We start from the raw sequence: 24,092 nt of genomic DNA, 5'->3' as shown, positions 1-24,092 counted from the left end.
AACCTTACCGAACTTTTAGATGATCGAAATCACTGTTATTGGTTACACAATGAACAGTATTTTCTTTGAGTACGCAAGCGTGACCCAGTTCACAACATTGCCTACTGTGGAGTTACTCGCAACTCCGATGAAAGCAACGAGGCTGAAATCAATGAAAAACTTCAAATCCTTCCGTGCGCTGACGGCCCTGGCAGCCACTGCCGCTCTCGCTTTGGGGGCGACCGGCTGTGGCGTCACCTCCGAATCCTCCAACGATGACGCCACCAAGTCAGAGGGTCCCATTGCCAACCTGCGCATCATGGTTCCCAACACCCCTGGTGGCGGCTACGACACCACCGCACGTGTTGCCGCCAAGGTCATGGATGATGCCAGCCTCGCCAGCAACCCGGAAGTCTTCAACCTGGCCGGTGCCGGCGGCACCGTGGGTCTGGCCCGCCTGATCAACGAAAAGGACAATGGCGACCTGGCCATGCTCATGGGCCTTGGCGTGGTGGGCGCCAGCTACACCAATGACACCGATGCCAAGCTGACCGAAACCACTCCCATCGCCAAGCTCATCGAAGAGCCGGGTGCGATCATGGTTTCCAAGGACTCCCCATACAAGACCATTGACGATCTGGTGAAAGCTTGGAAGGAAGACCCAAGCAAGCTCTCGGTCGGCGGCGGTTCCTCGCCGGGCGGTCCGGACCACCTGCTGCCGATGCAGCTGGCCGAAGCCGTAGGCGTTGACCCCAAGGAAGTGAACTTCGTTTCCTACGATGGTGGTGGCGATCTGCTTCCGGCCATCCTGGGCAACAAGCTGGCATTTGCCGCTTCCGGCGCTGGCGAGTACATGCAGCAGATCGAAGAGGGCTCGGTTCGCGTACTGGCCACCAGCGGCGAAGAACGCCTTGAGGGCGTTGACGCGCCAACTCTGAAGGAATCAGGAATCGACCTGGTCTTCTCGAACTGGCGCGGCCTGGTTGCCCCACCTGAGATCTCCGACGAGGACAAGGCCAAGTGGGTCGACCTTGTTACCAAGATGCATGATTCCGCCGAATGGAAGGAAGCCCTGGAGACCAATGCCTGGACCGATGCGTTCATGACCGGCGACGAGTTCTCCAGCTTCCTCACCGATCAGGATGAGCGCGTAGCCAGCGTCCTGAAGACCCTGGGTCTGGCGTGAGCGAAGTAAGCACCGCAAAGAACAAACGCGTCGAACTCCTGTTCGCCGCGTTTCTTCTTATCGTCGGAATCATCGTGTTCGTTGATGCGTCACAGCTGCACGTGACGTACTCCCAGGCGGATGTCGTCGGCCCCAAGGCCGTTCCCTACGCCGTCTCGGGCATTCTCATCGCCTCGTCCATCGCCTTGGTCATTACTATTCTCCGCGGAAATCTGGCCGAAGGAGAAGAAGGCGAAGATGTGGACCTCAGCCAGCCATCGGACTGGAAAGTCCTGCTGCCGCTGCTGGGCGTTTTCGTCCTGAATCTCCTGCTGGTCAATTGGGCCGGCTGGGTCATTTCCGGAACGATCATGTTCTTCGGTGCCGCCACGTGCCTGGGCGCCCGGCGCTGGGTGCTGACCCTGGTCATCTCTCTGGCATTGGCCCTCGGGTCGTTCTACGGCTTCTACATGGGTCTGGGAATCAAGCTCCCAGCCGGAATACTCTCGGGGGTGCTGTAAGTGGATACGCTCAGTCTGTTGATGGATGGCTTCGCTGCGGCGCTGACTCCAGTCAACCTCCTCTTCGCGTTGGCAGGTGTCATCCTGGGCACCGCCGTCGGCGTGCTGCCCGGCATCGGTCCGGCCATGGCCGTGGCCCTGCTGCTGCCGCTGACCTTCGGCATGGAGACTTCCAGCGCACTGATCATGTTCGCTGGCATCTACTACGGCGGCATGTACGGCGGTTCAACCACCTCCATCCTGCTCAATACGCCGGGTGAATCGGCCACGGTGATCACAGCCATCGAGGGACACAAGATGGCCAAGGCCGGACGTGCTGCCCAGGCATTGGCTACTGCGGCCATTGGTTCCTTCGTGGCTGGCACCATCGGCACCGCGCTGCTGGTAACCGTGGCCCCGATCGTCGTGAAGTTCGCGGTCAGCCTCGGCGCACCGAGCTACTTTGCCATCATGGTGCTCGCCCTGGTCACGGTCACCGCGGTTTTGGGATCCTCCAAGATTCGCGGCTTCGCAGCCCTCGGGCTGGGATTGGCCATTGGCCTGGTCGGCATGGATCCGGTTTCCGGGCAGCAAAGGCTGACCTTCGGTTTCGCGCCGCTGGTTGACGGACTGGATATCGTCGTAGTGGCTGTGGCCATCTTCGCCATCGGCGAGGCGCTGTGGATTGCAGCGCACCTGCGCAGCAATCCTGCGCGGACCATCCCGGTGGGCGCTCCGTGGATGGGCAAGGAAGATTGGAAGCGTTCGTGGAAGCCTTGGCTGCGCGGCACTGCTTTCGGATTCCCCTTCGGCGCCCTGCCAGCTGGCGGTGCCGAGGTGCCAACTTTCCTTTCCTATGTCACGGAAAAGAAGCTGTCCAAGCATCCCGAAGAATTCGGCCATGGAGCCATTGAGGGTGTTGCCGGTCCGGAAGCAGCCAACAATGCGTCGGCCGCCGGAACGTTGACCCCGATGCTGGCCTTGGGGCTGCCGACCAACGCGACTGCCGCCGTGATGCTGGCCTTCCTGACAATGAAGGGCATCCAGCCAGGTCCGCTGCTCTTCGAGAACGAGCCGGATTTGGTGTGGGCGCTGATTGCCAGCCTGTTCATCGGCAACACGCTGCTGCTGCTGATCAATCTTCCCCTGGCACCACTGTGGGCCAAGCTGCTGAAGATCCCGCGTCCTTACCTGTACGCAGGCATCTTGTTCTTTGCTACCCTTGGCGCCTTCTCGGTGAACATGCAGGTGGCTGACCTCTGGCTGCTGCTGATCATCGGCTTGCTGGGCTTCGCCCTGCGCCGCTTCGGCTTGCCGGTGCTTCCATTGATACTTGGTGTCATCATCGGCCCGATGGCCGAGGAGCAGTTGCGAAAGACCTTCCAGCTCTCTGCAGGCAGCGTCAACGGTTTGTGGGGTGAACCTCTCGCAGTGGGAATCTACATCCTCATCGCAGTCCTGTTGCTGCTGCCCGTGCTGATTTCCGTAATCCGCCGTGCCCGTGGCAAGGATTCGATCCTGACCGCCGGATTATCCGAAGGCGGGGAAATCACCGAAGACGAGGTGGAACAGTTCGATGCCGCTACCGCGGCAAAGCACAAGGCCGAAGGCAAGCACGGGCGTAGCGCCGGTACCGAAAGGGATGAATCATGACCATAGTAGTTGGCTACATTCCCTCGCCTGAGGGTGAAGCTGCCCTGGAACGAGCCATCGTCGAGGCGAGCCGCAATGATGCAAAGCTGGTCGTGGTGAATTCCTCGAAGGGCGATCAGCTGGTGGATGACCGTCTGATCGATGCGAAGCAGTTTCACGAGCTGGAGGCCAGGCTGAGTGCTGCCGGGATCAATTTCTGGATCGAGCGCCGTTCCCAGGGGGCCGATGCGGCTGACCAGATACTCCAGGTGGCCCAGGCGCAGCGGGCCGAGCTGATTATGATCGGGTTGCGCAAGCGCAGCGCCATGGGCAAGTTCCTCATGGGGAGCAACGCGCAGCGCATCCTGCTCCAGGCCGAATGCCCGGTGCTTTCCCTGAAAGCGTATGCCGACTGGTAAGCACGAAGTACTTGAACCGATACCGACAGCGGGCCTGCACCATCTGGTGCAGGCCCGCTGTCGTTTCTCTTACTGCTGGTAGGGATTTGCCGGTGGCGCATTTCCGCCGCCGGGCTTGGGCGTGTTGCCCGGGACCGGCAAGTTGCCGGCCTCCGCTGGCGGTGTTCCACCAGCCAGGCGAACCAGCTCGGCAGTATTCTGCGCGGTGCGAATCTGGGCGATCAGCGACTCAAGGCCTGCACGAGCCAGTGCCAAGTAAACCAGTGCAAACAGCGGGCCGACGATGAGCAGCATCAAGAAACCAACGGCAGTGTTAAATTGGAAACCGGTCACGACTATTCCGATATAGCCAAAGGCCAGGAAAATCATGATCAATATATAGACAATCTTGATGATTGACGGCGTGACAAACTTCCTGAATTCGAAATCAAAGAGGGCCTTCATCGCTATTCCTTACTTTCGGCCGACGAAATGAATGGCAAAGCTGACGTTACCCAATTCTTCGTCTCAGGGATAGTGGATCTAGAAAATACTCCCTACTCGCCGTGGCGAATCGGCTGATCTATCACGGATATTTTGATACCTGGCCGAGCCCATGGATACTCATGAAACCGATCGGAACTTGGCCTGCCTGCTGCCGACGCTCGGCGCGCTGGAAAGCTCGGTCGCAGCAGTCCGGAGAAATCCGTTCACCCCTGGGCCGATTGCGGGCTTCGCACGTGAACAAATAGTTGCCAAAATCCCCATGCACAATAAGTGCGGACTGCGCAGAGGCGCCGTTTGGACGCTCAGGGCTTACTCGGGATTCTGCTGGCTGGCAAAGCTGTGCTCTGCGCGCTGAGCGATTCCTGAGATATGCGCCTGCATGGCCTCTTGGGCAGCCGAAGGATCATCGGACCGGAAGGCCTCAATGATCTTGGCATGTTCCTCAATGGTGTGCTCGCCGCTCATGACGTTCTGCACCACCAGCCGGAAGCGCTGGATGTGCCCCTCGATGGACGAGTAGGCCCTATCGAGGAATTCGTTGTCCGCGGCCTCGACGATTGTCCGGTGGAATAATTCGTCAGCTTTCCAGTAGGCCCGGTAGTCCGCGAAGGCTTGTCCCCCACGCGCCGCGTTGAGCTCCGAGTTGCACGCTTCAAGCTTGCTGATCAGCTCGTCGTCCTGGTGCGCGCAAGCCAGCGCGGCGATGCCTGGTTCCAGCATGGACCGTGCCACGTGCAGTTTCTGGATGTCATCTGCCGTCGGCTCGGGCGCGACGCGGTAACCGCGCAAGGCTTCGCGCCGCACCATGCCTGTTGCCTCCAGGCGTGCCAGGGCTTCGCGAACCGGAGTTGAGGAAACCTGGAACTTCTTCGCCAGGCCGTCAATGCCAAGCTGCGACCCAGTAGGCAATTTGTCATCCAGCAGCAGCATCAAGATGGCGTCGAATACCTGATCTGCCAGCATCGGGCGTGCGGCAATCAGAGGTGTTGACTCTTCTGACGGCATTGCGTTCATGTTGAAATCCTATCCAACGTAAGCTCCGGACCAATCTTGCGCAACGAATCAACGGCCGAGCTTCATAAGGCGCTCAAGCTATTGAAACTAAATCGTGCACGATGTACGGTACATGATATCGGAAAACATGACCTTCCTCACTAAATGACCACGGTCATTGTTCTGACGTTCGGACCATTTCCCCATAAAAACAGAGAGGGCATGATCATGCACTCGCACTTCAAGATCTCGTCACTGGCCGTAGCCGGGCTTCTGGCACTGACACTGGCCGGCTGCTCGAACCCCGAATCGCCGACCAGCGAATCTGGTGCCGCAACCGATGGCAAAGACGCTATCGGGGTGGAGGTCAATCAGGCTGCCCACGACGCCCTCCCCCAGAAGTACAAGGACAGCGGCAAGATGGTTGTCACCATGAGCGAAAGCTCCCCGCCGCTGCATTTCATCTCCGATGACGGGCACACCACAGTCGGTGTCGACCCAGACCTGGCCAAATCCCTCGGTGAGGCAATGGGAGTTGAAGTCACCATTGAAAGCGGCAGTTTCGATGCCATCATTCCAGGAATATCTGCCGGAAAATTTGATCTTGTCGTCTCCCAGATGTCCCCTTCCAAGGAGCGCATGAAGGTGCTGGACTTCGTTGACTATTACCAGTCGGGCAGCGGCATCGGCGTCGCACCTGGCAATCCCAAGAAACTTGCGGTTGATGAGTTGTGCGGAGTGAAGGTCGGCGTGCTGAAGGGTTCGTTCCAGGATCTCAAGCGGGTTCCGGAAGCCTCGAAAAAGTGCGTCGCTGATTCCAAGCCGGCTATCGATGTCATGACCTACCCGGACATGCAAGCCCCCATCCTCGCCTTGTCATCCGGGCGCATCGACGCAGTCTACGTTGACGGCCCGACCTTGGGCTACGCCATCAAGCAGGGAGGGAAAGTCGAACTGCTCGGCGAGAAGGATGTCACGCCCGTCAGCATCGCCTTTGCCAAGGACGCCGGGCTTGAGAAAGCCGTGCAGCTGGGGCTGGAATCCTTGACCGAAAGCGGCCGCTACCAGCAGGTCCTCGACGACTGGGGCGTAGGCAGCGGCGCTGTCACCGATTTCGCCTTCAACAAGGCCCAGTAGTTTCCGATGACTAGCATTTCAAGGTATCCGGATTCTGCCCCGGCCTCCGTCGATGAGCAGCACGAACTGCTGATGACCCGCCCGCGGACCAGCCACAAGATGATGTGGCTGACCGCGGGGATTGTACTCGTGGTAGTGGCCCTCATAGCCACCTCGCTGATCACCAATCCGAGGTATGAGTGGGACGTGGTCTTCAGCTGGTTCGCTTCAGAGAGATTATTTTCAGGACTCGTCAATACGCTGATCCTGACCGTGATCTCCATGTCGGTCGGCATTGTTGTCGGCATCCTGCTGGCGCTCGCCCGGCTGGCACCGAACTACGTCATCGCTTCGGTAGCTGCCTTCATGATCTGGTTCTTCCGCGGCGTGCCCGTATTCGTTCAGCTGCTGTTCTGGGGATTCATTGCAGCGATTTATCCCCGCATCGAAATGGGAATTCCGTTCGGCCCCGAATTTTTCTCGGTCGACGCAAATGCCGTCATCACCCCCTTTCTGGCCGCGATTCTCGGACTTGGCCTGAACGAGGGTGCCTACATGTCCGAGATCGTCCGGGCAGGATTGCTCAGCGTTCACAAGGGCCAGACCGAAGCAGCCAAGGCGCTTGGGATGAAGCGTGGCTTGATTCTTTGGCGCATCGTGCTGCCGCAAGCCATGAAAATCATCATCCCTCCCACGGGCAATCAGACGATTTCCATGCTCAAGACGACGTCGCTGGTCAGCGTCCTGGCCTTCCCGGAACTGTTGTACTCGGCGCAAATGGTCTACAGCTCCAATTTCAAAACCATCCCCCTGCTGATCGCTGCAAGCTTGTGGTACCTGGCTATCACCAGCCTGCTGAGCCTGGGACAGTTCTACATTGAACGCCATTTCAATCGCGGCTCGGGAAACAGGACTGAGCAAAAGCTCTCCTCGCGATTCAACCCGCTGAAAAGAAGCCAGCCAACAGTCCAGAAAGTCCAATTATGAGTGACGTCATTGCCGAAGCACGCGAAGTGCGCAAGCACTTCGGGCACCTGGAAGTGCTCAAGGGAATCAATCTCACCGTCAAGCGAGGTGAAGTCACCTGCATCCTGGGGCCCTCCGGCTCGGGGAAATCCACCTTCCTGCGTTGCTTCAACCAGTTGGAAACCATGGACGGCGGATACATCAAGATCGATGGCCAACCGCTGGGTGTCCGAATCAAGAACGGCATCCTGCGCAAGCAGGCCGAAGCAGAGATTGCCAAGTCACGCGAAAACATCGGCATGGTATTCCAGGGCTTTAACCTCTTTCCGCACATGACCGTTCTGGAGAATATCTGCGAAGCCCCCATTCGCGTCAAGAAGGAGGAGCGCAAGACGGTGACCGCCCGGGCACACGAGCTCTTGAAACGAGTGGGACTGTCTGAAAAAGCTCACTCCTACCCGGTGTCCCTCTCTGGCGGCCAGCAGCAACGTGTCGCCATAGCCCGTGCGCTGGCCATGGAGCCCAAGCTCATGCTGTTTGACGAGCCGACATCAGCCTTGGACCCCGAGCTTGTCGGCGAAGTACTCGATGTCATGCGGGACTTGGCCAAAGCCGGCATGACCATGATCGTGGTGACCCATGAAATCGGATTTGCCCGCGAGGTCGGGGACAACCTGGTCTTCATGGACGGCGGCTACGTGATCGAGCAGGGCGATCCGCGCGAGGTCTTGAGCAATCCGCAGCATGAACGCACCCAGCAATTCCTCGCCAAAGTCCTCTAAACCATTCCAAATTGGAGTTTTCTCACCATGCGTAACAAATGGATTGTCAGTATCGATGACTACCGTCGAGCATCACGTTGGCATCTTCCAAAAATGATCACCGACTACCTGGACGGTGGCGCTCTCGATGAGATCACCACACGGGCCAACCGCGAAAGCCTCGACGCGCTGATGCTGCGACAGCGGTCCATGGTGGACCTCAGCGACTTGCGCACCGATGCCACCGTCTTGGGCCAGCAGATCGATCTGCCATTGATCGTTGCGCCCATGGGCATGCTGACCATTTTCCATCCGGGATCGGACCCAGCGGTCGCCCGTGCGGCGGTGAACGCCGGTTCGATTTTCATCCACAGCGCTTGGGCAGGGTGCGCCTTGGAAGAGGTAGCGCCCATTGCCGGCGACAAGCTCTGGGCACAGGTTGCCTTCTGGAAAGACCCCGAGGAAACCGAAAGCTACATCAAGCGCGCCCGGAATGCCGGCGTCAAGACCCTGGTCGTGGCCGGCGACGTCGGATCCTCGAGCAAACGCGAAAGGGACCTGCACCACGGGCTGTCCATGCCGCCGCGGCCGCCGGTGGTCGACTACCTGACCACCGCCATGCGCCCGCAATGGATCTACCGCTGGCTCACCGGACGCAAAATGACCTACGGCAACTACTCCATCGACGGCCAACCGCTGCGCATGGACGAAATGAACCAGTGGATGGCCAAGAACAAGAACCCTGGTGCCAACTGGGCCGATTTCGCCCGGCTTCGCGAGCAGTGGGATGGAAATTTGGTCATCAAGGGAATCATGGATCCCGTGGATGCCGCGCGGGCCGTCGATGAGGGCGCCGATGGAATTTTCATTTCCAACCACGGTGGCCGCCAATTCGATGCCCAGCCTGCCACCATCGATGTCCTCCCCTCGATCGTTTCGGCGGTCAACGGCCGGGCGGAAATCTATCTCGATGGCGGGATCCGCCGAGGCCACGACATGGTCAAGGCCATCGGCCTTGGAGCGACCGCAGTGATGGCTGGACGCCCCTTCGCCTATGCCCTGGCCACCGGTGGCGAACCAGCTGTCAGCAAGGCGTTCAAGATCCTGCACGACGAGTTCAAGGGCGCCATGGGATTTGTCGGGAAAACACGTGTATCCGGGATTGACGAGTCCGTCTTCGCCCAGTGCAACCGCATCACCGATTACGTCTAGAAACACCGCAATAACTACAACGCCAACGGCCCGGATTCCCCGCAAAGGAAATCCGGGCCGTTGGCGCATGCTTATTGGGCCTGGTTGGCAACAGATTCTTGCTGCAGCCAGAACATCGGGCTATGCCTTGGCAATCGCTTCTTTCAGGGCCGCCAGCAGCAAGGCTACCGAACCCGGGTTGGCGTTCGGTCCCATCATCCCGATGCGCCACACGGTGCTGGCATACTGGCCCACGCCACCGCCGATTTCAATATTGAATCGCTCCAGCAGGTAGCCTCGAACCTTCGCCGATTCCACTGCCTCAGGTACGTAAACGGTAGTCAGCTGCGGCAAACGGCTGCCTTCCTGGGCAAACAGTTCCAGCCCCATCTCCTGCAGGCCCTGTTGCAACAGGCTGCCCGCCTCCTGATGCCGAGCGGTTACCGCGTCCAGGCCTTCGGCGAGAATCCGGTCAATGCCAGCTTCAAGCGAAGCAACCATCGCCACCGGTGCAGTGTGGTGGTAGGTGCGCCCGCCACCTGTGGCGCCGGTGGCATACCCGCCCAGCAGGCCCAAATCCAGGTACCAGGACTGCGGCTTCTGGACCCTGCGCTCGAATGCGCGGTCCGAAATGGTGAACGGTGCCAGGCCAGGTGCCACTCCGATGCATTTCTGGGTTCCGGCGTAGCCCACATCGATCCCCCACTCATCGGCCAGCACCGGCATGCCGCCGATGGAGGTCACGGCGTCGGTGATCAGCAGGGCATCGCCCTTGATGGCGCCCAGAGCGGCAATATCCGAAACCACGCCGGTGCTCGTCTCGGCGTGCACACCGGCAATCACGGCCGGGTTGGGGTGGGCGTCAGCCACGCGCTGGGCGTCAATTGGCGTGCCGTAGTCATGTTCAACGCGCACCACCTCGGCGCCCACACGCGAGGCAACTTCGCACATGCGTTCACCGAACAGGCCGTTGATCGCAATGACTGCGACATCACCTGGGTTGATGGTGTTGACAAAAGCTGCCTCCATGCCGGCCGAACCGGTGGCGCTCAAGGGCAGGGTGCGCACGTTCTTCGTTCCCCACAGCGTGCGCAGCCCCTCGCCCACGCGATCCATGCGGGCAATGAATTCGGGGTCGAGGTGGCCGAGCAGCGGCAGGCCAAGGGCGGCGGTGGCTTCCGGGTACGGGTTGCATGGACCCGGACCAAAAAGGTGGCGCTGAAGAACGGTCTTGCTCATGACGGCTCGCTTTCATCTCATAGGGGTATCCCAACTGCGCTTCAGCTTATCCCGCCTCCAGCTGCATGGCGAAAGGACCAAGCTGAATGACATCATCTCCAGCTCCGTTCCTTGCTTCCGCCGAGTTTGCCCAGCTGGCAGGCAGGCCTGGCCGTGGGGACGCACCAGCGGTGCACTTCACCGTGCCAGTTCGACGCCCCTGGTGGAACAAGGCAGCACTCCTGGCTCATGGATTGCGGCGGCAGCCCAAACGGTGGCCCGGATTCATCTGGGTTTCTACAGGGCTATCCGACGTCCTAAGTTGGATCAATTCGCAGATGTAACAACTGTTACTCTAGAAATCGTGACTGAATCCATCAAATGGCTGGTACTGCTGGTGCAGGTGCCCGCCGAACCATCCCGGCATCGCGTGGCAGTCTGGCGCCAGTTGCGCAAAACCGGTGCGGCACCGATCCAGTCCGGCTCCTGGGTCATCCCCGACGCGCCAGCCTTCACCAACGGCATCGAGCGAGCCAAGGGGCTGTGCCGGAACGCCGGCGGAAGTTTCACCATCCTGCACGCCTCGCCTGACGATGCCCAGTCCGCCCACGCCCTGGACAGTGCCTTCCGCGCGGCACGCGTTGATGAATGGAATGAATTCCTGGGCGACTGCAATAAATTCATGCAGGAAATCGCCAAGGAAATATCCATCGAGAAATTCACCTACGCCGAGCTGGAAGAAGAAGACCAGAGCTTGGAACGGCTGCGCCGATGGTACCGGGAACTGAAGAAACGCGATGTGCTCTGGCTGGAAGAAGCCGTCCAGGCCGATGAAGCGCTGCGCGCTGGATCGCTCGCGTTGGAAGAGTACGCCCGTCTGGTCTATGCAGCCGAGAACGAAATCTGATGGCCACGAATACACTGGGAAATTCCAGAATCGCGCCGCTGTATGCCGCCGGGTTCACCACCGCTTTTGGCGCCCACAGCATCGCGGCCGGCCTCGGCTCCGAATTTGAATCGCTGGGCAGCAGCCTGCTTGCCTTGGGCATCCTGCTGGCACTCTACGATGTCGCCGAGGTCATCCTCAAGCCGGTCTTCGGCTCCTGGAGCGACCGCATCGGTGCCAAGCCGATCATTCTTGGCGGTCTCGCCGCGTTCACCCTGTTCTCGTTCCTCGGGGTTTTTGCGCATGATCCTCTGGCTTTGGGGCTGGTTCGGCTGGGCCAAGGAGCCTCGGCTTCGGCCTTCTCGCCGGCAGCTTCCGCCGCCGTGGCCAGGTTCTCCGGCAACAGCACTGGGCGCTATTTCGGCCGCTACGGTGCGTGGAAAACCCTTGGCTATGTCTGCGGTCCGCTGCTCGGGGCGGTGTTGATCTGGTGGGGAGGATTCCCGGCCTTGTTCATGTGCATGACCGCGATTTCGCTGGCAACCGCAGTTTGGGTCGGCGTGGGCATGCCGAAGCTGCCTGTGCTTCCCAAGGTCCGCTACACCCTCAAGGACCTGGCACGCCAAACCGTGGAGCCGGGATTCATGGTGCCCACGATGGTTCTGGCCGCATCGACCGGAGCGCTGGGGACCGCCGTGGGATTCCTTCCGTTGATGGGCACGAACGTGGGGTTGAACAGCGTACAGAGCATGGGCGTGGTTTCCCTGCTGGCGATCAGCTCGGCATTGATTCAGCCTTGGGTGGGCAAGCTGAAGGACCAGTCGCGCCTGTCTTCTCTCACCGGCATGGTGTCGGGGCTTGTGCTGATCACCGCCGGGCTTGCCTGCGCAGCCCTCTGGCCTGCTTTCCTCTCCCTGCTGGCCTGCGCCGTGCTGTCCGGGGCAGGAATCGGAATCACCACGCCACTGGGCTTTGCCCATTTGGCCGCTTCGACCCGACACGACCGCATGGGAAGAACCATGGGTTCCGCGGAGCTGGGAAGGGAGCTGGGCGATGCCGGCGGCCCCCTCCTGGTCGGTGCCATCGCTGCCGCCATCAGCCTGTCGGCCGGATTATGGGCGCTGGCTTCGGCAGTTCTGGCCGTAGCGCTCCTGGCCCTCTGGCTGCTCCGAGCCCCTAAAGCGCTGTGAACCGTGGCACTTGCTGGCAACGAGCTGCAATGGCTTGCGACTTCGCAGTGAATGTACAAGGGTGGGAGGACGAGTCTGAAAGGAGAATGCCGTGAAGAAAATCCTCATGGTCCTGACCAGTGTTTCAGAGATGGGCGAAAGCAAGGAACCCACCGGATACAACGTCGCAGAAGCCTCGCATCCTTGGAAGGTGTTTCGTGATTCCGGGCATTTTGTCGACTTCGCCTCCATCAAGGGCGGCCAGCCGCCGCGTGACACCGTGGATCAGGACGACCCGATCCAGGTCCAGTTCACCACGGATGAAACGGCCCGTGCCGGCTTGTACAACACAGCCAGGGTCGGAGTAATTGATCCCGAACAATATGATGCCGTGTACCTGGTTGGCGGCCACGGAACGATGTGGGATTTCCCGAACAACGAAGGCCTGCAAAAGCTGGTCGGCGCAATTTACAACAAGGGCGGGGTGGTCGGCGCGGTCTGCCACGGTCCGGCCGGGTTGCTTGATGTCGAATTGCATCACGGCCTGAAACTGCTCAGCGGCAAGGATGTAGCGGCATTCACCAACGACGAGGAAGTTGCAGTGGGCAAGGACAAGATCATCCCGTTTTTCCTCGCCGACAAATTGGCAGAGCAAGGTGCCAACCACATTCCGGCAGAAAATTTCGCGGAGAACGTCCAGGTCTCCGAACGCCTGGTAACCGGGCAGAACCCGGCCTCTGCAGCGGGCGTTGCCAAGGAAATGGAAAAGCTGCTGGCCGAGGCGATCCACCAGGAAAAGGCAGCAGAGGCGCGGGCTGCTGCTGAAGCCGAAGATTCCGAATAAAGAAGATCCCGGTTCCTTCAGAAGGAACCGGGATCAACTTGAACTGCTGGGGACTACTTGCGCAGGCCCAGACGCTCGATCAGCGAACGGTAACGCTCGATGTCGGTGTTCTTCAGGTAGCCGAGCATGCGACGACGACGACCAACCAGGGCCATCAGGCCACGGCGGGTGTGGTGGTCATGCTTGTGCATCTTCAGGTGCTCGGTCAGGTCCGAAATACGGCGGGACATGACGGCAATCTGAACCTCAGGCGAACCGGTGTCACCCTCGTGGGTAGCGTAAGCCTTGATGATTTCGTTCTTGATAGTGGCATCCAATGCCATAACAAACTCCTAGAGTTGGACCGCGTTCATAAGTCGGTGCAAACGCCGAAGCGTTCACGGTGGATACTCGCAACCGCGGACTGCAGCGAGAACCATCGTCAATCATATCACCGACGGGTGCGCCGGCGGGACCTCCAGGCATGGGTGAGATAGGGCACCTGCACCTTCTCGGACCGCTGATATCCAAGGTGCTCGGTCCAGTACCATTCGAGATTTGCTTCGACCTTGGCTCTAGTTGTTCCTGTCGCCTTGCGGTAATAGCTGCGCGATTTGGTCAGTTCGATGATCTCCTGGAAATCCAAGGGCATCGACCAATGCCATATGCCGTGCTCCGGCTTGCCGAATTCCGGCCCCAAGGGAGGTTCGAGCTCCGGGCGGTGGACATCACCGGCATGCATGATCCGTGCCAACCGGTGAACCCACGGAATGGACACATCAAGCTGGTTCCACAAGAGAGTTAGCCAGCCATGGCCATGCAACAGCCTGGCAGCTTCCGCGCTGGCTTTGGGATGATCGACCCAGTGCCAAGCCTGGGCATAGGTGACCAAGTCAAAATGGTTTTCAGCCAGTCCCGTGTCCTCCCCGGAGGCACAGTGCGTAGCTACGTCCGGCAGGCGCTTGGCCAGGACCGAAAGCATGTCCCGGGAAGGATCAACGGCGGTGGTCTCCACGCCGCGGGCCACAAGCTGTTCGGTAAAAATTCCCGAACCGCACCCGATATCTACCGCAGTGGCAGGATGATGCTGCAGCGCAAAATCCAGTGCGGCCCCAGGATAGGACGGACGGATCTTGTCATAGCTTTCGGCATCCGACTGGAATGCCGAGGCCAACTCATCACGCCGCTGAGCGCTCACCACGAAGGCCCGCTGCGGCAGGGAAGGAATTTCTGCCATGGCTTCTAATGGCGTTCGGAAGCCAAGACTGTCCGAGCCTGGTCGACGTCTTCGGTCATTTGCTCGATCAGTGCTTCGATGCCGCGGTAGGCAACCATGGGGCGCAGGTGTGCAATGAATTCCACCACGATCTGCTGGCCGTACAGGTCGAAATCTTCCACGCCCTCTTCAGGGCGGTCGATCACGTGGGCCTCGACAACTCTCGACACCCCGTCAAAGGTGGGGTTCGAGCCCACGGAAATTGCCGCAGGCCACCGAACATCAGCCTCGTCGATGACCCAGCCGGCGTAAACCCCGTCAGCCGGGATGATGCCGGTGGCCTCATGATCCAGGTTTGCGGTCGGGAATCCCAATTCGCGCCCTCGGGCGTGGCCATGGACCACCTCGCCGCGCATCCGGTGCGGCCTGCCAAGAATCCCGGCGGCGGCTTCGACGTTGCCGGCGGCAAGTTCTTCACGGACCCAGGTCGATGAGAGGCGGCGCTTGTCCCCCACGTCTTCAACGCCAATCACGTCAAAATCATATTTCTTGCCCAGCTCTTGCATGTAGCCGAAGTCGCCGGAATTGTTCTTGCCAAAGCGCACATCGTGGCCAACCACTACGGCCACCGCATGCAGTTTCTCCACGATGATGGAGCGGACAAATTCTTCGGCGCTTTGCTCAGCAAAATCCAGCGTGTAGTGGATCATCACGGTGGCGTCCAATCCAACGCCCGCCAGGGTATCAATCCGGTCGGCTATGCCCATGATCAGTTCCGGGGCATTATCCGGACGGTGGACCAATGCAGGATGCGGGTCGAAAGTAATGGCCACCGATAGGGCAGAGCGCGCTTTTGCCTGCGTCACCGCGGCATCCAGGACTTCGCAGTGCCCCAAATGAACACCATCAAAGTTGCCAATGGTCACGACAGTGGGAGCCATATCCGCGGGGACGGCGTCCAAGCCCTTCCAATAGTGCACTTTGCTCCTTTAGAAATTCTTCTGTGGCAGGAGGGAAACCCGCCGAGGCAATTCTTACACGTCTTTAGGCGCGACGCTCACTGCGGTTACGGTAAAGCCACCACAAGCCGACAATCGGAAGTACCAGCGGAATGTACCCGTAGCCTTCCCCGAATCCGCTCCACACCGAGGGGTGGGCAAAGATTTCCGGATGCGTGAGCGACAAAATACCCACGACGATTACGCCGGCAAGCTCGATGCTCACTGCCCACAAGGACAGCAGCCAGGCCTTCGGCTTGGCAGAAGACAAGGAGAAGGTCGCCAAAATGTAGATCAATCCCGAAATCAAGGACAGCGTATACGCCACGGGAGCTTCATCGAATTTGCTCGCGATCTGATACACGCCGCGGACCGTGGCGGCCAGGGCCAAGATGCCATACACGGCGATGATGACCCGTCCCAGACCGGTGGACCGGCTTGGCTTGGGTGCTTTGCCTCCCGAGCGCGCTTCTGCGGCTTGAAGGATGCGCGAGTTGCGTGGCTTGTCGCCCATGGCTTTAACTCCTAGTGCCAGATCTGTTCCATGCGGAACAGCATGATGAAAGTGACCAGTGCCGAAGCGCCAAGAACCGCATTGGACCAGCGGCTCTTTTCGCTGATTGCCCAGAAGAACGCTACCGGTGGCATGACCAATGCAGTGACCAGATATCCCCAGAATTCCCACGGGTCGCCCTGCACCGCGTTGCCGGCCCCTTGCCTGATCGCCGCGGCAATGCCGTAGACCACCAGAAAAACCTCGGTGCAGGCGGCACCGATCAGTGCCCAATCATCTGGATGCTTCCGGATCGCCGTAGCGACCACGGCCACCACAAGGGCCAGCGCGCAGATCACTGCGCCAGCAATAAAAAATCCGTTCAAGGCAAACAACGGCTCGTCCTTTCGGGATTACTTCGCGGTGAATACGAGGGCAGTGCGAGCTTTGTCGCCCTTGTCCTCCAGCAAAGCCACCAGCACGCCGTTGGGCGCGAACGCCGCGACAGTCTGCCCCGGCTCGATCTCCATATCCAGGTGCGAGGCCGGGATGGTTCGGCCAAATGACAGCTCGATTGCTTCATCCACGCTGACCGTCCGGTTGGGGAACAAGGCAGCGGCGGCCTTCTCGATAGGCAGCATGGCAAATTCCTCTGCCAGCTGTTCGAGCGTACGGGTGAGCTCGATCTTGTATGGGCCCACCTCGGTCCGGCGCAGAGCAGTCAGGTGGCCGCCCACGTCCAGGGCTTCGCCCAGGTCGCGTGCCAGGGCACGAATGTAGGTGCCGGATGAGCATGAAACAGTGACGTCCACGTCGAGAATCTTGCCGCCGTTCTCGCGGCGGATTTCGTGGATGTCGAAGCGCGAGATGGTGACCGGGCGGGACTTGAGCTCGACCTGCTCGCCGGCGCGCACCCGCGCATAGGAGCGCTTGCCGTCCACCTTGATGGCCGAGACCTGGCTTGGGACCTGCTCGATTTCACCGCGCAGCTTGGCCACTTCGCGTTCAATGTCTTCGTCCGAGACGGCCGCGGCAATGCGCTCGGAAATGATCTCGCCTTCGGCATCGTCGGTGACGGTGTTCTGGCCCAGGCGGATTGTGGCGGTGTACGTCTTGTCGTGGCCGACAATGTAGGTCAGCAGCCGGGTCGCCTTGTTGACGCCGATCACCAGAACGCCTGTGGCCATCGGATCCAGGGTCCCAGCGTGGCCCACCTTGCGGGTGCCAGCAAGCCGCCGGATGCGTCCTACCACATCGTGGGAGGTCATTCCCTGATCTTTGTCGACTAATACGAGGCCCGAGGCCTGCTCTTCAGTGTTCTGCCCGGCTTTACTCACGCTTTCCAGTATATGGCTTCGGCCGGAAATTAGCCTGCCACTGGTTGCAAGCGTGGCCGATCCCACGTGCCGTTCGCTGCCATGGCACCTGAGGCGCCAGGCCTGCGCCCAGGCGACGGAAACTCATCGCAGTTGCGGTCTTCCCCTCTGGCACTGCGCGGTTCAGGGGACACTTTTTATAAGTAGTTCCAGGAGATTCCAATCCGCTTGGGCCTGTGCCCCGAATGCTTCATGAGAACCCGCTCCGCTCGGACGGGAGAAGGACCGACGACGACTGTCGCGGCGAAGCAAGGAGAACATCATGAAGCGCACATACAGCAAGGTCGCTGGGGCTTTCGGGATCATCGCGGCCGCCGCCATGGGACTCAGCGCCTGCTCCACCGGTTCGGAAACCATGGAATCGCCAATGGCATCCACCTCGGAATCCAGCTCCCCGATGGCCAGCGAATCAGCCATGGATCCAGCCGGCAATCTCGTTGGATCCGGCTGCGCCGCCTACGCCGAAGCCGTCCCGACAGGTGATGGTTCGGTCGCCGGAATGGCACAGGACCCTGTGGCCGTAGCAGCATCGAACAACCCGCTGCTGACTACCTTGACCGCAGCCGTCTCCGGCAAGCTCAACCCGGATGTGGACCTGGTGGACACCCTCAACGGTGGCGAATTCACGGTTTTCGCACCGGTTGATGATGCGTTCGCCGCGATCCCCAAGGATGATCTTGCTGCCGTCGCCAAGGATGCCGACACCCTGACCAGCATCTTGACCTACCATGTGGTCCCCGGCCAAATTGCTCCAGAGGATCTTTCCGGAAAGCTCACCACCGTCCAGGGCGGGGATGTTGAGGTCACCGGCAGCGGTGATGATCTCGAAGTCAACGGTGCATCGGTGATCTGCGGCGGAGTGCAGACTGCCAACGCGACCGTGTACCTGGTGGACACGGTCCTGATGCCTCCGGCAAAGAAGTAGCTTCCACACCCGGAAGGCCGCGGGCAACCGTCAACGATGATGCTTGGTGTGTGCTCCAGGCATCACCGTTGACGGTGAAGCGGGTTCTTCGTGCCTTGGCCATTGCAATACGCAAAACGCCACGCCACAGGAGACAAGCAGAATGACACAGATGCGTGAGACCCTTAGATTCATGAGTTCAAATAGGCTCGATGCGAAGGAAGACGACACTGTGCAGACACCAGACGCCCTGATGCAACAGGTCGCGCTGGGGCAAGAAGCCGCCTTCGAGTTGCTCTACGATGCCATGGCATCCCGGGTTTTCGGACTGGTTTTGCGGGTGCTCAGGGACAACGCGCAGAGCGAAGAGGTCACCCAGGAAGTTTTCGTCGAAGCTTGGCAACACGCACGGCGCTTTGATCCCGTGCGCGGCAGCGCTGCTTCCTGGCTTTTGACCATTGCCCATCGCCGGGCGGTGGATCGGGTCCGATCGAGCCAAGCGAGCCAGGATCGGGACTTGCGCATTGGAATCAAGGAATTCCAGGACAGCTACGACGATGTCGAAGAAAACGCCATCCTGCACGATGAGTCCCTCCGCGCAGTCCAGGCGCTGCAACGTCTCAACCAGGCCCAACGCGAGGCCATACACCTTGCATACTTTGGCGGGTACACGCACACGGAAGTCGCGGAACTGCTGAAGATCCCGGTGGGAACAGCTAAAACGCGAATACGCGATGGAATGAACAAACTTCGAGAACTGATGGGAGTAGCGTGATGGATAAGCATGAGAATGAGCTGGCCAACAGCTTCGCCCTGGACGCTCTGGGAGACAAGGAGCGCGAGGAGCTCCTGCATGGCCAAGAGCCTTCCCCGCAAGCACGCGGGGAACTGGACGCCCTGCAGGAAACCGCCGGGCTGCTCGGCCTGGCGGCCGCGCCCGTCGCTCCCCCGGCACGGCTCAAGAACAGCGTCATGGACGCCATTCGCCAAACCAAGCAGCTGGAACCGGTGGAAGATATTTCCTCCGTCGAGGACAGCGCGCCAGCAGCGGATGCCCCTCCGGCGGCTGAACAGGAATCCGGGCCCTCTGTTCCACCGGGCACGGTTGAACATGGCGGGGGCCGCGGAACTCAACGGTTCTTCGCCCTGGCCGCCGGCGTCCTGCTGTTGGCTGCGGTAGCCCTGGGCGGCTTGGCCATCAACCAGAATTCCGAGCAGCGCGAACTGGAAAGCCAGATGGCAGCCATGGCTGCCCATCAAGAAGAGCTGGCCAGGATCATCAGCGCCCCCGACACCCAGTCCAAGACGCAGACCCTGGAAGACGGTGCCCGGATCACCCTTTCCTATTCGGCGGGTGAAGGGCTCATGGCAGTGTCGACCTCCGGGATGCCGAGCCTGCCCAGCGACAAGGGGTACGAGCTGTGGCTGATTTCTTCTGACGGAGCGGTTTCGGCAGGAATGCTTGACGGCAGCAATGCCAACGGCATGATGCTGGTTTCCGACCCCATGAAGGGAATGACCCATTTCGGGATCTCTGTGGAGCCAGCGACGGGCTCGCCTGCCCCGACCACGGAGCCGATCATGGTCCAGTCGCTGTGATCCGGCAGGAATTCTTGTAGCCGAATCCAATCCATTTCATTGGCTGTTCCGAAAACACTGTGAGTGGTTGTTCCCCTGCACACCGCAGGGGAACATGGATCGCAACGCATGAGGTGAGTAGCAGTGGGTATTCCGAAGAAGGCCAGCAGCAAGGTCCTTGTTTTTCACGCAATTGCCGGGTTCTGTTCGGCAGCAGTCATGTTTGCCGTTGCACAGTTTGCCTCGGCGTTCCTCAGCAGCGCTTCCTCGCCGTTCTTCGCGCTGGGCTCGGCCATCATCGATTTGACTCCGCCATGGCTCAAGGACTTCGCCATCGCGACCTTCGGCACTAATGACAAGCTCGCATTGTTCGTCTCTATCGGCATTGTGGCAACACTGCTGGCTGCCCTGATCGGAGTGCTGGCCAAACGGAGTTTTGCCTGGGCCTGCACCGTCATCGTGGCCCTCGCCGTCGTGTTGGGCAGCGCTGTGGCAGCTCGTGCGTCAACCGGCGCCCTCGATATAGTTCCGACAGTGCTCGGTGCCATTGCCGGCATCGGGATTCTGCGTTGGCTCACCAATCTGGCCGGCGCTGCGGCCCCGGGATCGCCAGCGGGTGCAAGCTCCAACAATGCCCCTGCCGCTGGCACCAGCCGCAGGAACTTCCTGCTGGGCTCGGCAGCGTCGCTTGCTGCTGCGGCCCTGGCCACCGGCGTTTCCACGTCGTTGTCGGCAACCCGCAACATGGCTGCCGCTGCCCGCAAGGCGCTGAGGCTGCCAGCGGCCCGCACCAAGGTCAAGGATCTGCCCCAAGGCGTCCAGATTGACGAGCCTGGCATGCCGCGCTTCATCACTCCCAACCCGGATTTCTACCGGATCGACACCGCGCTGTCGGTACCCCAGATTGATCCATCCCAGTGGTCCCTGCGCATCCACGGCATGGTGGAGAACGAATTCACGCTGAACTTCGACGAGCTGATGGCCGAAGAACTCGTGGAAACCTATCTCACGTTGACCTGCGTTTCCAACCCGGTGGGCGGCGATCTGATTGGCAATGCCAAGTGGCTGGGCTATCCGCTGCGCAAGCTCTTGGAACGGGCAGCTCCGCAAGCCGGAGCCGATATGGTCCTGTCCACCTCCCATGACGGATTCAGCGCGTCCACGCCCCTGGAAGTCCTGACCGATGACCGGATGGCCCTGCTGGCCGTGGGCATGAACGGCGAGCCATTGCCGTTCGAGCACGGCTTCCCGGTGCGCATGGTGGTTCCCGGACTTTATGGCTACGTCTCGGCCACCAAATGGGTGGTCGATTTGGAAGTGACGAGGTTCCAGGACAAAACCGCCTACTGGACCACGCGCGGATGGTCAGAACGCGGCCCCATCAAGATGTCCTCGCGAATCGATACCCCGCGGTCCTTTGCCAAGGTCCCTTCGGGAGAGGTCGTGCTTGGCGGAACGGCTTGGGCCCAGACCCGGGGCATTTCGCGGGTGCAGGTGCAGATCGATGATGGCCCGTGGGAAGATGCGCAACTGGCTGAAGAGGCCACCTTGGATACCTGGCGGCAGTGGCGCCATGTCTGGTCCGGGGCACGCCCCGGAATGCACACTGGCCGGGTGCGGGCCTACGACGCATCCGGAGAATTGCAGACCAGTGACAGGGCCAATCCGGTACCTAATGGTGCCAGCGGCTGGCATCAGGTGCAGTTCTCGGTGGAATGACCTCGTCGATGTCCAGGGTCGTTCCGCCGGCGCCAGCAGCCTGCGGTCTTCGCTAGGTTTCGGACGGACGACGAGCGAGCCACTTTTCGCGGGCCACGTCAACTCCTGGTCCTTGCAGCAGCTCCCAGCGCGGTGCCCGTCCGGCCCGCAGCATGACCAGTTCGGCGATGGGGCCGGAGATCTCATCGCCGCTGCCCTGGCTGTAATCAGCGTCAGTTGCCACCATGCGCAGGGATTTGAGCATGGGGCGGCTTCCGAGCAGAAGTCCCGTGTGCGCCAACCGGCGTGCGACCTCCACCGCGGCGTCCAGCGGCATGTCGTGCTCAATGGACAAGGGGCGACCGATGTCCTGGAAATGCACCAAGGAATCGGTCAGGGTTTCGCGCATGCTCACCACGGCCGGTCCGCGAGGCACCGTGGCAAAGCGATCGAATTGGCTGAGTATGGATGCAGCCCCGGCCCGTCCACGCCGCTGCCCGTCATGCAGCGTCGTCCCGTTGTAGCCGTAGCGCAGCATTTGCGGCATCAGCTTCAGGATGGCGGCGGGGCCCAGCTGCGGAGCACTGATCATGTGTGCGGCCACGTCTTGCACCGTCCACCCGACACAAAGTGATGGCGTTGCCCATTGCTCGGGATCCAGCCTGCGCAGAATTCCTGCAAGCTGCAGCCGCTGCTCAATGACGGTTTCCCAGATCCGCCCCTTGTTCATCACTCACGCACCTTCCAAAGTAGTCAGTGACTCTGACTAAATAGTCAGCTATTCTGACTACTATGTCAATGGAATCGCCCGAGGAAATATCGGTTGGAACGCTTCTGTTCATCGCGCAACGGGCCTTCGAAGAAGAAATCGCCGCTGAGCTGCATGAACAAGGATTCCAATTCACTATGGCGCAGGGCCGGCTAGCCGCGCGCATCGCCCAACAGGGCAGCCGGCTGACCGACCTGGCAGACGCCGCTGGAATCACCAAGCAAAGCGCGGCCTATCTGCTCAAGGAGCTGAAAAGCTCTGGCCTGGTGCAGAGCCAGCCAGACCCCCAGGATGCGCGTGCCCAACGAGTGCTGCTGACCGATCGGGGCCATGCCGCCCAGCAAGCCGCACGCGATATTGAACGAGGCATCGAGCACCGCTGGTCGCAGCTGATCGGCGCCGCAGACTTCGCGCACTTGAAGAGAATCCTGGAAAGCTTGCGCCCGCACCTGGATCGGCATCAGCCAGGAGCAGACTAGGATTCCACGTGCTGCAGGATTTCTGCGCTGTCCGGCCACTTCCCCTGCAACCGTGATCAACGGCCCTTTGCTTGCCCGGTGCCCTTGAAGCTCCCGAGGCTCGCGCGCGAACCGGAGAGCATTTCGCCCCAGCGCCTTGGCCACGTGGACCAGGTCGCCGCGGGACCTCCACTTCGCGTTGCGGGCTATTGGCTGCGCAGCGCCTTGATGACCTTCTCGACCCGGCGCGTCCTGGTGTCCTCGCCGCGGGCTGCCACGATGGGATCCACGTGGCCTCGCTGCTTGCTGTAGGACAGCTTGTTCCAGGCTTCAAGGAGCTCTGGCTCCGCGGAGAGCAGCACGGCCAGCGGTTCAGGTACTTCGACTGTCCGCGGCTCTTCGTCCAGTTCGAGGTTGACCGTGACTTCGTCGCCCGCGCCCTTGCCCGTGGCCGCCCTGGTTTCCGCGTTGAAGGAAATAAGGAACTGTCCATGCATGGAAGAAATGCTGTTCCGGTAGGTGTAGTCCCCGTCAATGCATACGACGACCGGGACGCGTTTGCCACGGCCGAATCCAAGCACGATGTCATCGGGAACGACGATGCCCACGTTGTTCCCGCCAGTGGCGCTGAGCGTTGTAGTGAATTCTGGCATGTGCGGCACCTTTGGTCGGATCCGGCGGTTTCTGACCACGCTATCCCACGGCCTGCCCGGCGACCAGCCCCTTGCCGGGATTACCGCTTCGCTATGAGGGGAACCGGGCTTAAAGCACAACGCCCCGGCCAGCACGCGATGCGTGTTGTCCGGGGCGCTGGCTCGGGAAGGGTTCAGCCCAGAAGCCTTTAGGCTTCTTCGGCGTCTTCGTCCTTCTTGTACGGGTCCTGGTCACCGGCGAAGTCCTTGCCTTCGCGCAGCGCCGCAACCTCGGCGTCCTTTTCGCGGGCCTTGGCCAGCAGCTCCTCCAGGTGCGAGGCACCCTCGGGGATTTCGTCAGCAACGAAAGCCAGCGTCGGGGTCAGGCGAATGGTCAGATTGCGGCCCAATTCCTTGCGCAGTGCACCGCCACGCTTCTCGAGCATGGCAGCGACGTCTTTCTTCATCTCGTCATCGCCGAAGACGGTGTAGTACACCGTGGCGTGCTGCAGGTCGTTGGTGACGCGGGCATCGGTCACGGTGACATTGTCGATGCGCTCGTCCTTGATGACATTGCGCAGCGACTGGGCCATGAGGACCTGCACGCGCTTGGCCAGGCGTGCGGCGCGGGCTGAATCAGCCATGGTTTTCTCCTAATGGTTCAAA

Annotated in this window: 28 protein-coding genes; 16 read left to right on the top strand and 12 right to left on the bottom strand. The window is 60.6% G+C overall.

The features are described from left to right. Positions 1 to 151: 151 nt before the first annotated feature. From AOZ07_RS05510 to AOZ07_RS05495, 4 genes are read left to right on the top strand one after another with little or no spacing between them, the layout of a single operon-like run. Positions 152 to 1,165: a Bug family tripartite tricarboxylate transporter substrate binding protein gene (locus AOZ07_RS05510; RefSeq protein WP_098945492.1), complete on the top strand. Its 1,014-nt coding sequence runs from the start codon at positions 152 to 154 to the stop codon at positions 1,163 to 1,165. Beyond that, positions 1,162 to 1,665, top strand: a complete 504-nt coding sequence (locus AOZ07_RS05505; protein WP_060701078.1) for a tripartite tricarboxylate transporter TctB family protein — start codon at positions 1,162 to 1,164, stop codon at positions 1,663 to 1,665. The genes AOZ07_RS05510 and AOZ07_RS05505 overlap by 4 nt, the downstream gene beginning before the upstream one ends. Then, the gene (locus AOZ07_RS05500; RefSeq protein ID WP_075972427.1) at positions 1,666 to 3,297 is read left to right on the top strand and encodes a tripartite tricarboxylate transporter permease; all 1,632 of its coding nucleotides are present in this window, start codon (positions 1,666 to 1,668) and stop codon (positions 3,295 to 3,297) included. Then, complete coding sequence (locus AOZ07_RS05495) at positions 3,294 to 3,695, top strand: universal stress protein (protein WP_060701077.1); 402 nt, start codon at positions 3,294 to 3,296, stop codon at positions 3,693 to 3,695. The genes AOZ07_RS05500 and AOZ07_RS05495 overlap by 4 nt, the downstream gene beginning before the upstream one ends. 69 nt (positions 3,696 to 3,764) lie before the next feature. Here the strand turns inward: AOZ07_RS05495 and AOZ07_RS05490 are convergent, their stop codons facing one another. Both AOZ07_RS05490 and AOZ07_RS05485 read right to left on the bottom strand, forming a co-directional pair. After that, positions 3,765 to 4,139 carry a DUF4282 domain-containing protein gene (locus AOZ07_RS05490; protein WP_060701076.1) on the bottom strand — a complete coding sequence of 125 codons (375 nt, stop codon included), beginning with the start codon at positions 4,137 to 4,139 and terminating at the stop codon, positions 3,765 to 3,767. 351 nt (positions 4,140 to 4,490) lie between these two features. Beyond that, positions 4,491 to 5,195, bottom strand: coding sequence for a GntR family transcriptional regulator (locus AOZ07_RS05485; RefSeq protein WP_236995276.1), 705 nt, complete (start codon positions 5,193 to 5,195; stop codon positions 4,491 to 4,493). Between the two features lie 201 nt (positions 5,196 to 5,396). On the opposite strand from AOZ07_RS05485, the gene AOZ07_RS05480 reads away from it, so the two are divergent. Genes AOZ07_RS05480 through AOZ07_RS05465 form a run of 4 tightly spaced genes read left to right on the top strand, consistent with a single transcriptional unit; the run spans position 5,397 to position 9,229 of the window. Further along, positions 5,397 to 6,311, top strand: coding sequence for an ABC transporter substrate-binding protein (locus tag AOZ07_RS05480; RefSeq protein ID WP_194943810.1), 915 nt, complete (start codon positions 5,397 to 5,399; stop codon positions 6,309 to 6,311). Between the two features lie 6 nt (positions 6,312 to 6,317). Then, the gene (locus AOZ07_RS05475; protein WP_060701073.1) at positions 6,318 to 7,277 is read left to right on the top strand and encodes an amino acid ABC transporter permease; all 960 of its coding nucleotides are present in this window, start codon (positions 6,318 to 6,320) and stop codon (positions 7,275 to 7,277) included. Further along, entirely contained in the window at positions 7,274 to 8,038 is a 765-nt protein-coding gene (locus tag AOZ07_RS05470) for an amino acid ABC transporter ATP-binding protein (RefSeq protein WP_060701072.1), read from the top strand. The genes AOZ07_RS05475 and AOZ07_RS05470 overlap by 4 nt, the downstream gene beginning before the upstream one ends. 27 nt (positions 8,039 to 8,065) lie before the next feature. Beyond that, entirely contained in the window at positions 8,066 to 9,229 is a 1,164-nt protein-coding gene (locus tag AOZ07_RS05465; protein WP_084793142.1) for an alpha-hydroxy acid oxidase, read from the top strand. A gap of 120 nt (positions 9,230 to 9,349) precedes the next feature. Here AOZ07_RS05465 and AOZ07_RS05460 read toward each other — a convergent pair whose 3' ends face one another. Next, the gene (locus AOZ07_RS05460) at positions 9,350 to 10,447 is read right to left on the bottom strand and encodes a pyridoxal-phosphate-dependent aminotransferase family protein (protein WP_060701070.1); all 1,098 of its coding nucleotides are present in this window, start codon (positions 10,445 to 10,447) and stop codon (positions 9,350 to 9,352) included. 343 nt (positions 10,448 to 10,790) lie between these two features. Between AOZ07_RS05460 and AOZ07_RS05455 the strand changes: the two genes are divergently transcribed. The 3 genes from AOZ07_RS05455 to AOZ07_RS05445 all read left to right on the top strand — a co-directional run bounded on the left by AOZ07_RS05455 (position 10,791) and on the right by AOZ07_RS05445 (position 13,325). Beyond that, positions 10,791 to 11,333 (top strand): Chromate resistance protein ChrB, encoded by a 543-nt coding sequence (locus tag AOZ07_RS05455; protein WP_236995275.1) that lies wholly within the window; start codon positions 10,791 to 10,793, stop codon positions 11,331 to 11,333. Next, positions 11,333 to 12,502 carry an MFS transporter gene (locus tag AOZ07_RS05450; RefSeq protein WP_060701069.1) on the top strand — a complete coding sequence of 390 codons (1,170 nt, stop codon included), beginning with the start codon at positions 11,333 to 11,335 and terminating at the stop codon, positions 12,500 to 12,502. Before AOZ07_RS05455 ends, AOZ07_RS05450 begins: the two co-directional genes overlap by 1 nt. Before the next feature lie 91 nt (positions 12,503 to 12,593). Beyond that, a complete protein-coding gene (locus AOZ07_RS05445) occupies positions 12,594 to 13,325 on the top strand; it encodes a type 1 glutamine amidotransferase domain-containing protein (RefSeq protein ID WP_060701068.1) in 732 nt (243 codons plus the stop codon). Positions 13,326 to 13,378: 53 nt separating this feature from the next. On the opposite strand, the gene rpsO is transcribed toward AOZ07_RS05445, so the two are convergent. From rpsO to truB, 6 genes are all read right to left on the bottom strand, one after another. Continuing rightward, positions 13,379 to 13,648 (bottom strand): 30S ribosomal protein S15, encoded by a 270-nt coding sequence (rpsO, locus tag AOZ07_RS05440; protein ID WP_013348393.1) that lies wholly within the window; start codon positions 13,646 to 13,648, stop codon positions 13,379 to 13,381. 107 nt (positions 13,649 to 13,755) lie between these two features. Next, a complete protein-coding gene (locus AOZ07_RS05435) occupies positions 13,756 to 14,541 on the bottom strand; it encodes a class I SAM-dependent methyltransferase (RefSeq protein WP_060701067.1) in 786 nt (261 codons plus the stop codon). Positions 14,542 to 14,546: 5 nt separating this feature from the next. Then, entirely contained in the window at positions 14,547 to 15,500 is a 954-nt protein-coding gene (locus tag AOZ07_RS05430) for a bifunctional riboflavin kinase/FAD synthetase (RefSeq protein ID WP_075972426.1), read from the bottom strand. 64 nt (positions 15,501 to 15,564) lie between these two features. Next, on the bottom strand, positions 15,565 to 16,032 hold the full coding sequence (locus AOZ07_RS05425; RefSeq protein WP_171920231.1) for a hypothetical protein: 468 nt from the start codon (positions 16,030 to 16,032) through the stop codon (positions 15,565 to 15,567). Between the two features lie 11 nt (positions 16,033 to 16,043). After that, positions 16,044 to 16,406: a hypothetical protein gene (locus tag AOZ07_RS05420; protein WP_060701066.1), complete on the bottom strand. Its 363-nt coding sequence runs from the start codon at positions 16,404 to 16,406 to the stop codon at positions 16,044 to 16,046. 18 nt (positions 16,407 to 16,424) lie between these two features. Then, positions 16,425 to 17,348, bottom strand: a complete 924-nt coding sequence (gene truB, locus AOZ07_RS05415) for a tRNA pseudouridine(55) synthase TruB (protein WP_075972425.1) — start codon at positions 17,346 to 17,348, stop codon at positions 16,425 to 16,427. 301 nt (positions 17,349 to 17,649) lie between these two features. On the opposite strand from truB, the gene AOZ07_RS05410 reads away from it, so the two are divergent. From AOZ07_RS05410 to AOZ07_RS05395, 4 genes are all read left to right on the top strand, one after another. Continuing rightward, a complete protein-coding gene (locus AOZ07_RS05410; protein ID WP_060701065.1) occupies positions 17,650 to 18,312 on the top strand; it encodes a fasciclin domain-containing protein in 663 nt (220 codons plus the stop codon). Positions 18,313 to 18,484: 172 nt separating this feature from the next. Next, on the top strand, positions 18,485 to 19,066 hold the full coding sequence (gene sigK, locus AOZ07_RS05405) for an ECF RNA polymerase sigma factor SigK (RefSeq protein ID WP_060701064.1): 582 nt from the start codon (positions 18,485 to 18,487) through the stop codon (positions 19,064 to 19,066). Further along, positions 19,066 to 19,890, top strand: coding sequence for an anti-sigma factor (locus tag AOZ07_RS05400; RefSeq protein WP_060701063.1), 825 nt, complete (start codon positions 19,066 to 19,068; stop codon positions 19,888 to 19,890). Before sigK ends, AOZ07_RS05400 begins: the two co-directional genes overlap by 1 nt. A 198-nt stretch (positions 19,891 to 20,088) precedes the next feature. After that, positions 20,089 to 21,588 carry a molybdopterin-dependent oxidoreductase gene (locus tag AOZ07_RS05395; RefSeq protein WP_084793368.1) on the top strand — a complete coding sequence of 500 codons (1,500 nt, stop codon included), beginning with the start codon at positions 20,089 to 20,091 and terminating at the stop codon, positions 21,586 to 21,588. Between the two features lie 52 nt (positions 21,589 to 21,640). Here AOZ07_RS05395 and AOZ07_RS05390 read toward each other — a convergent pair whose 3' ends face one another. After that, positions 21,641 to 22,297: a maleylpyruvate isomerase family mycothiol-dependent enzyme gene (locus AOZ07_RS05390; protein ID WP_060701062.1), complete on the bottom strand. Its 657-nt coding sequence runs from the start codon at positions 22,295 to 22,297 to the stop codon at positions 21,641 to 21,643. A gap of 62 nt (positions 22,298 to 22,359) precedes the next feature. Here AOZ07_RS05390 and AOZ07_RS05385 point away from each other — a divergent pair, with 62 nt between their 5' ends. Next, complete coding sequence (locus AOZ07_RS05385; RefSeq protein ID WP_075972424.1) at positions 22,360 to 22,815, top strand: MarR family winged helix-turn-helix transcriptional regulator; 456 nt, start codon at positions 22,360 to 22,362, stop codon at positions 22,813 to 22,815. Between the two features lie 185 nt (positions 22,816 to 23,000). Here AOZ07_RS05385 and AOZ07_RS05380 read toward each other — a convergent pair whose 3' ends face one another. Continuing rightward, positions 23,001 to 23,447, bottom strand: coding sequence for a YdeI/OmpD-associated family protein (locus AOZ07_RS05380; protein WP_060701060.1), 447 nt, complete (start codon positions 23,445 to 23,447; stop codon positions 23,001 to 23,003). A gap of 188 nt (positions 23,448 to 23,635) precedes the next feature. Beyond that, the gene (gene rbfA / locus AOZ07_RS05375) at positions 23,636 to 24,070 is read right to left on the bottom strand and encodes a 30S ribosome-binding factor RbfA (RefSeq protein ID WP_060701059.1); all 435 of its coding nucleotides are present in this window, start codon (positions 24,068 to 24,070) and stop codon (positions 23,636 to 23,638) included. Positions 24,071 to 24,092 lie beyond the last annotated feature (22 nt).

Origin of the sequence: Glutamicibacter halophytocola, from assembly GCF_001302565.1 — a bacterium.
Lineage (GTDB): Bacteria > Actinomycetota > Actinomycetes > Actinomycetales > Micrococcaceae > Glutamicibacter > Glutamicibacter halophytocola.
Note: the sequence above shows the minus strand (reverse complement) of the source record. Positions and strands in the feature narration are given on the sequence as shown.

What these genes read in the sequence shown, in the direction of transcription:
- AOZ07_RS05410 (WP_060701065.1), top strand. Translation starts at nt 17,650, where the DNA reads ATGAAGCGCACATACAGCAAGGTCGCTGGGGCTTTCGGGATCATCGCG.
- AOZ07_RS05490 (WP_060701076.1), bottom strand. Translation starts at nt 4,139, where the DNA reads ATGAAGGCCCTCTTTGATTTCGAATTCAGGAAGTTTGTCACGCCGTCA.
- AOZ07_RS05435 (WP_060701067.1), bottom strand. Translation starts at nt 14,541, where the DNA reads ATGGCAGAAATTCCTTCCCTGCCGCAGCGGGCCTTCGTGGTGAGCGCT.
- AOZ07_RS05380 (WP_060701060.1), bottom strand. Translation starts at nt 23,447, where the DNA reads ATGCCAGAATTCACTACAACGCTCAGCGCCACTGGCGGGAACAACGTG.
- rbfA (WP_060701059.1), bottom strand. Translation starts at nt 24,070, where the DNA reads ATGGCTGATTCAGCCCGCGCCGCACGCCTGGCCAAGCGCGTGCAGGTC.
- rpsO (WP_013348393.1), bottom strand. Translation starts at nt 13,648, where the DNA reads ATGGCATTGGATGCCACTATCAAGAACGAAATCATCAAGGCTTACGCT.
- AOZ07_RS05395 (WP_084793368.1), top strand. Translation starts at nt 20,089, where the DNA reads ATGTTTGCCGTTGCACAGTTTGCCTCGGCGTTCCTCAGCAGCGCTTCC.
- AOZ07_RS05495 (WP_060701077.1), top strand. Translation starts at nt 3,294, where the DNA reads ATGACCATAGTAGTTGGCTACATTCCCTCGCCTGAGGGTGAAGCTGCC.
- AOZ07_RS05425 (WP_171920231.1), bottom strand. Translation starts at nt 16,032, where the DNA reads ATGGGCGACAAGCCACGCAACTCGCGCATCCTTCAAGCCGCAGAAGCG.
- AOZ07_RS05400 (WP_060701063.1), top strand. Translation starts at nt 19,066, where the DNA reads ATGGATAAGCATGAGAATGAGCTGGCCAACAGCTTCGCCCTGGACGCT.
- AOZ07_RS05480 (WP_194943810.1), top strand. Translation starts at nt 5,397, where the DNA reads ATGATCATGCACTCGCACTTCAAGATCTCGTCACTGGCCGTAGCCGGG.
- AOZ07_RS05510 (WP_098945492.1), top strand. Translation starts at nt 152, where the DNA reads ATGAAAAACTTCAAATCCTTCCGTGCGCTGACGGCCCTGGCAGCCACT.
- AOZ07_RS05385 (WP_075972424.1), top strand. Translation starts at nt 22,360, where the DNA reads ATGTCAATGGAATCGCCCGAGGAAATATCGGTTGGAACGCTTCTGTTC.
- AOZ07_RS05460 (WP_060701070.1), bottom strand. Translation starts at nt 10,447, where the DNA reads ATGAGCAAGACCGTTCTTCAGCGCCACCTTTTTGGTCCGGGTCCATGC.
- AOZ07_RS05475 (WP_060701073.1), top strand. Translation starts at nt 6,318, where the DNA reads ATGACTAGCATTTCAAGGTATCCGGATTCTGCCCCGGCCTCCGTCGAT.
- sigK (WP_060701064.1), top strand. Translation starts at nt 18,485, where the DNA reads ATGAGTTCAAATAGGCTCGATGCGAAGGAAGACGACACTGTGCAGACA.
- AOZ07_RS05450 (WP_060701069.1), top strand. Translation starts at nt 11,333, where the DNA reads ATGGCCACGAATACACTGGGAAATTCCAGAATCGCGCCGCTGTATGCC.
- AOZ07_RS05485 (WP_236995276.1), bottom strand. Translation starts at nt 5,195, where the DNA reads ATGAACGCAATGCCGTCAGAAGAGTCAACACCTCTGATTGCCGCACGC.
- AOZ07_RS05470 (WP_060701072.1), top strand. Translation starts at nt 7,274, where the DNA reads ATGAGTGACGTCATTGCCGAAGCACGCGAAGTGCGCAAGCACTTCGGG.
- AOZ07_RS05390 (WP_060701062.1), bottom strand. Translation starts at nt 22,297, where the DNA reads ATGAACAAGGGGCGGATCTGGGAAACCGTCATTGAGCAGCGGCTGCAG.
- AOZ07_RS05465 (WP_084793142.1), top strand. Translation starts at nt 8,066, where the DNA reads ATGCGTAACAAATGGATTGTCAGTATCGATGACTACCGTCGAGCATCA.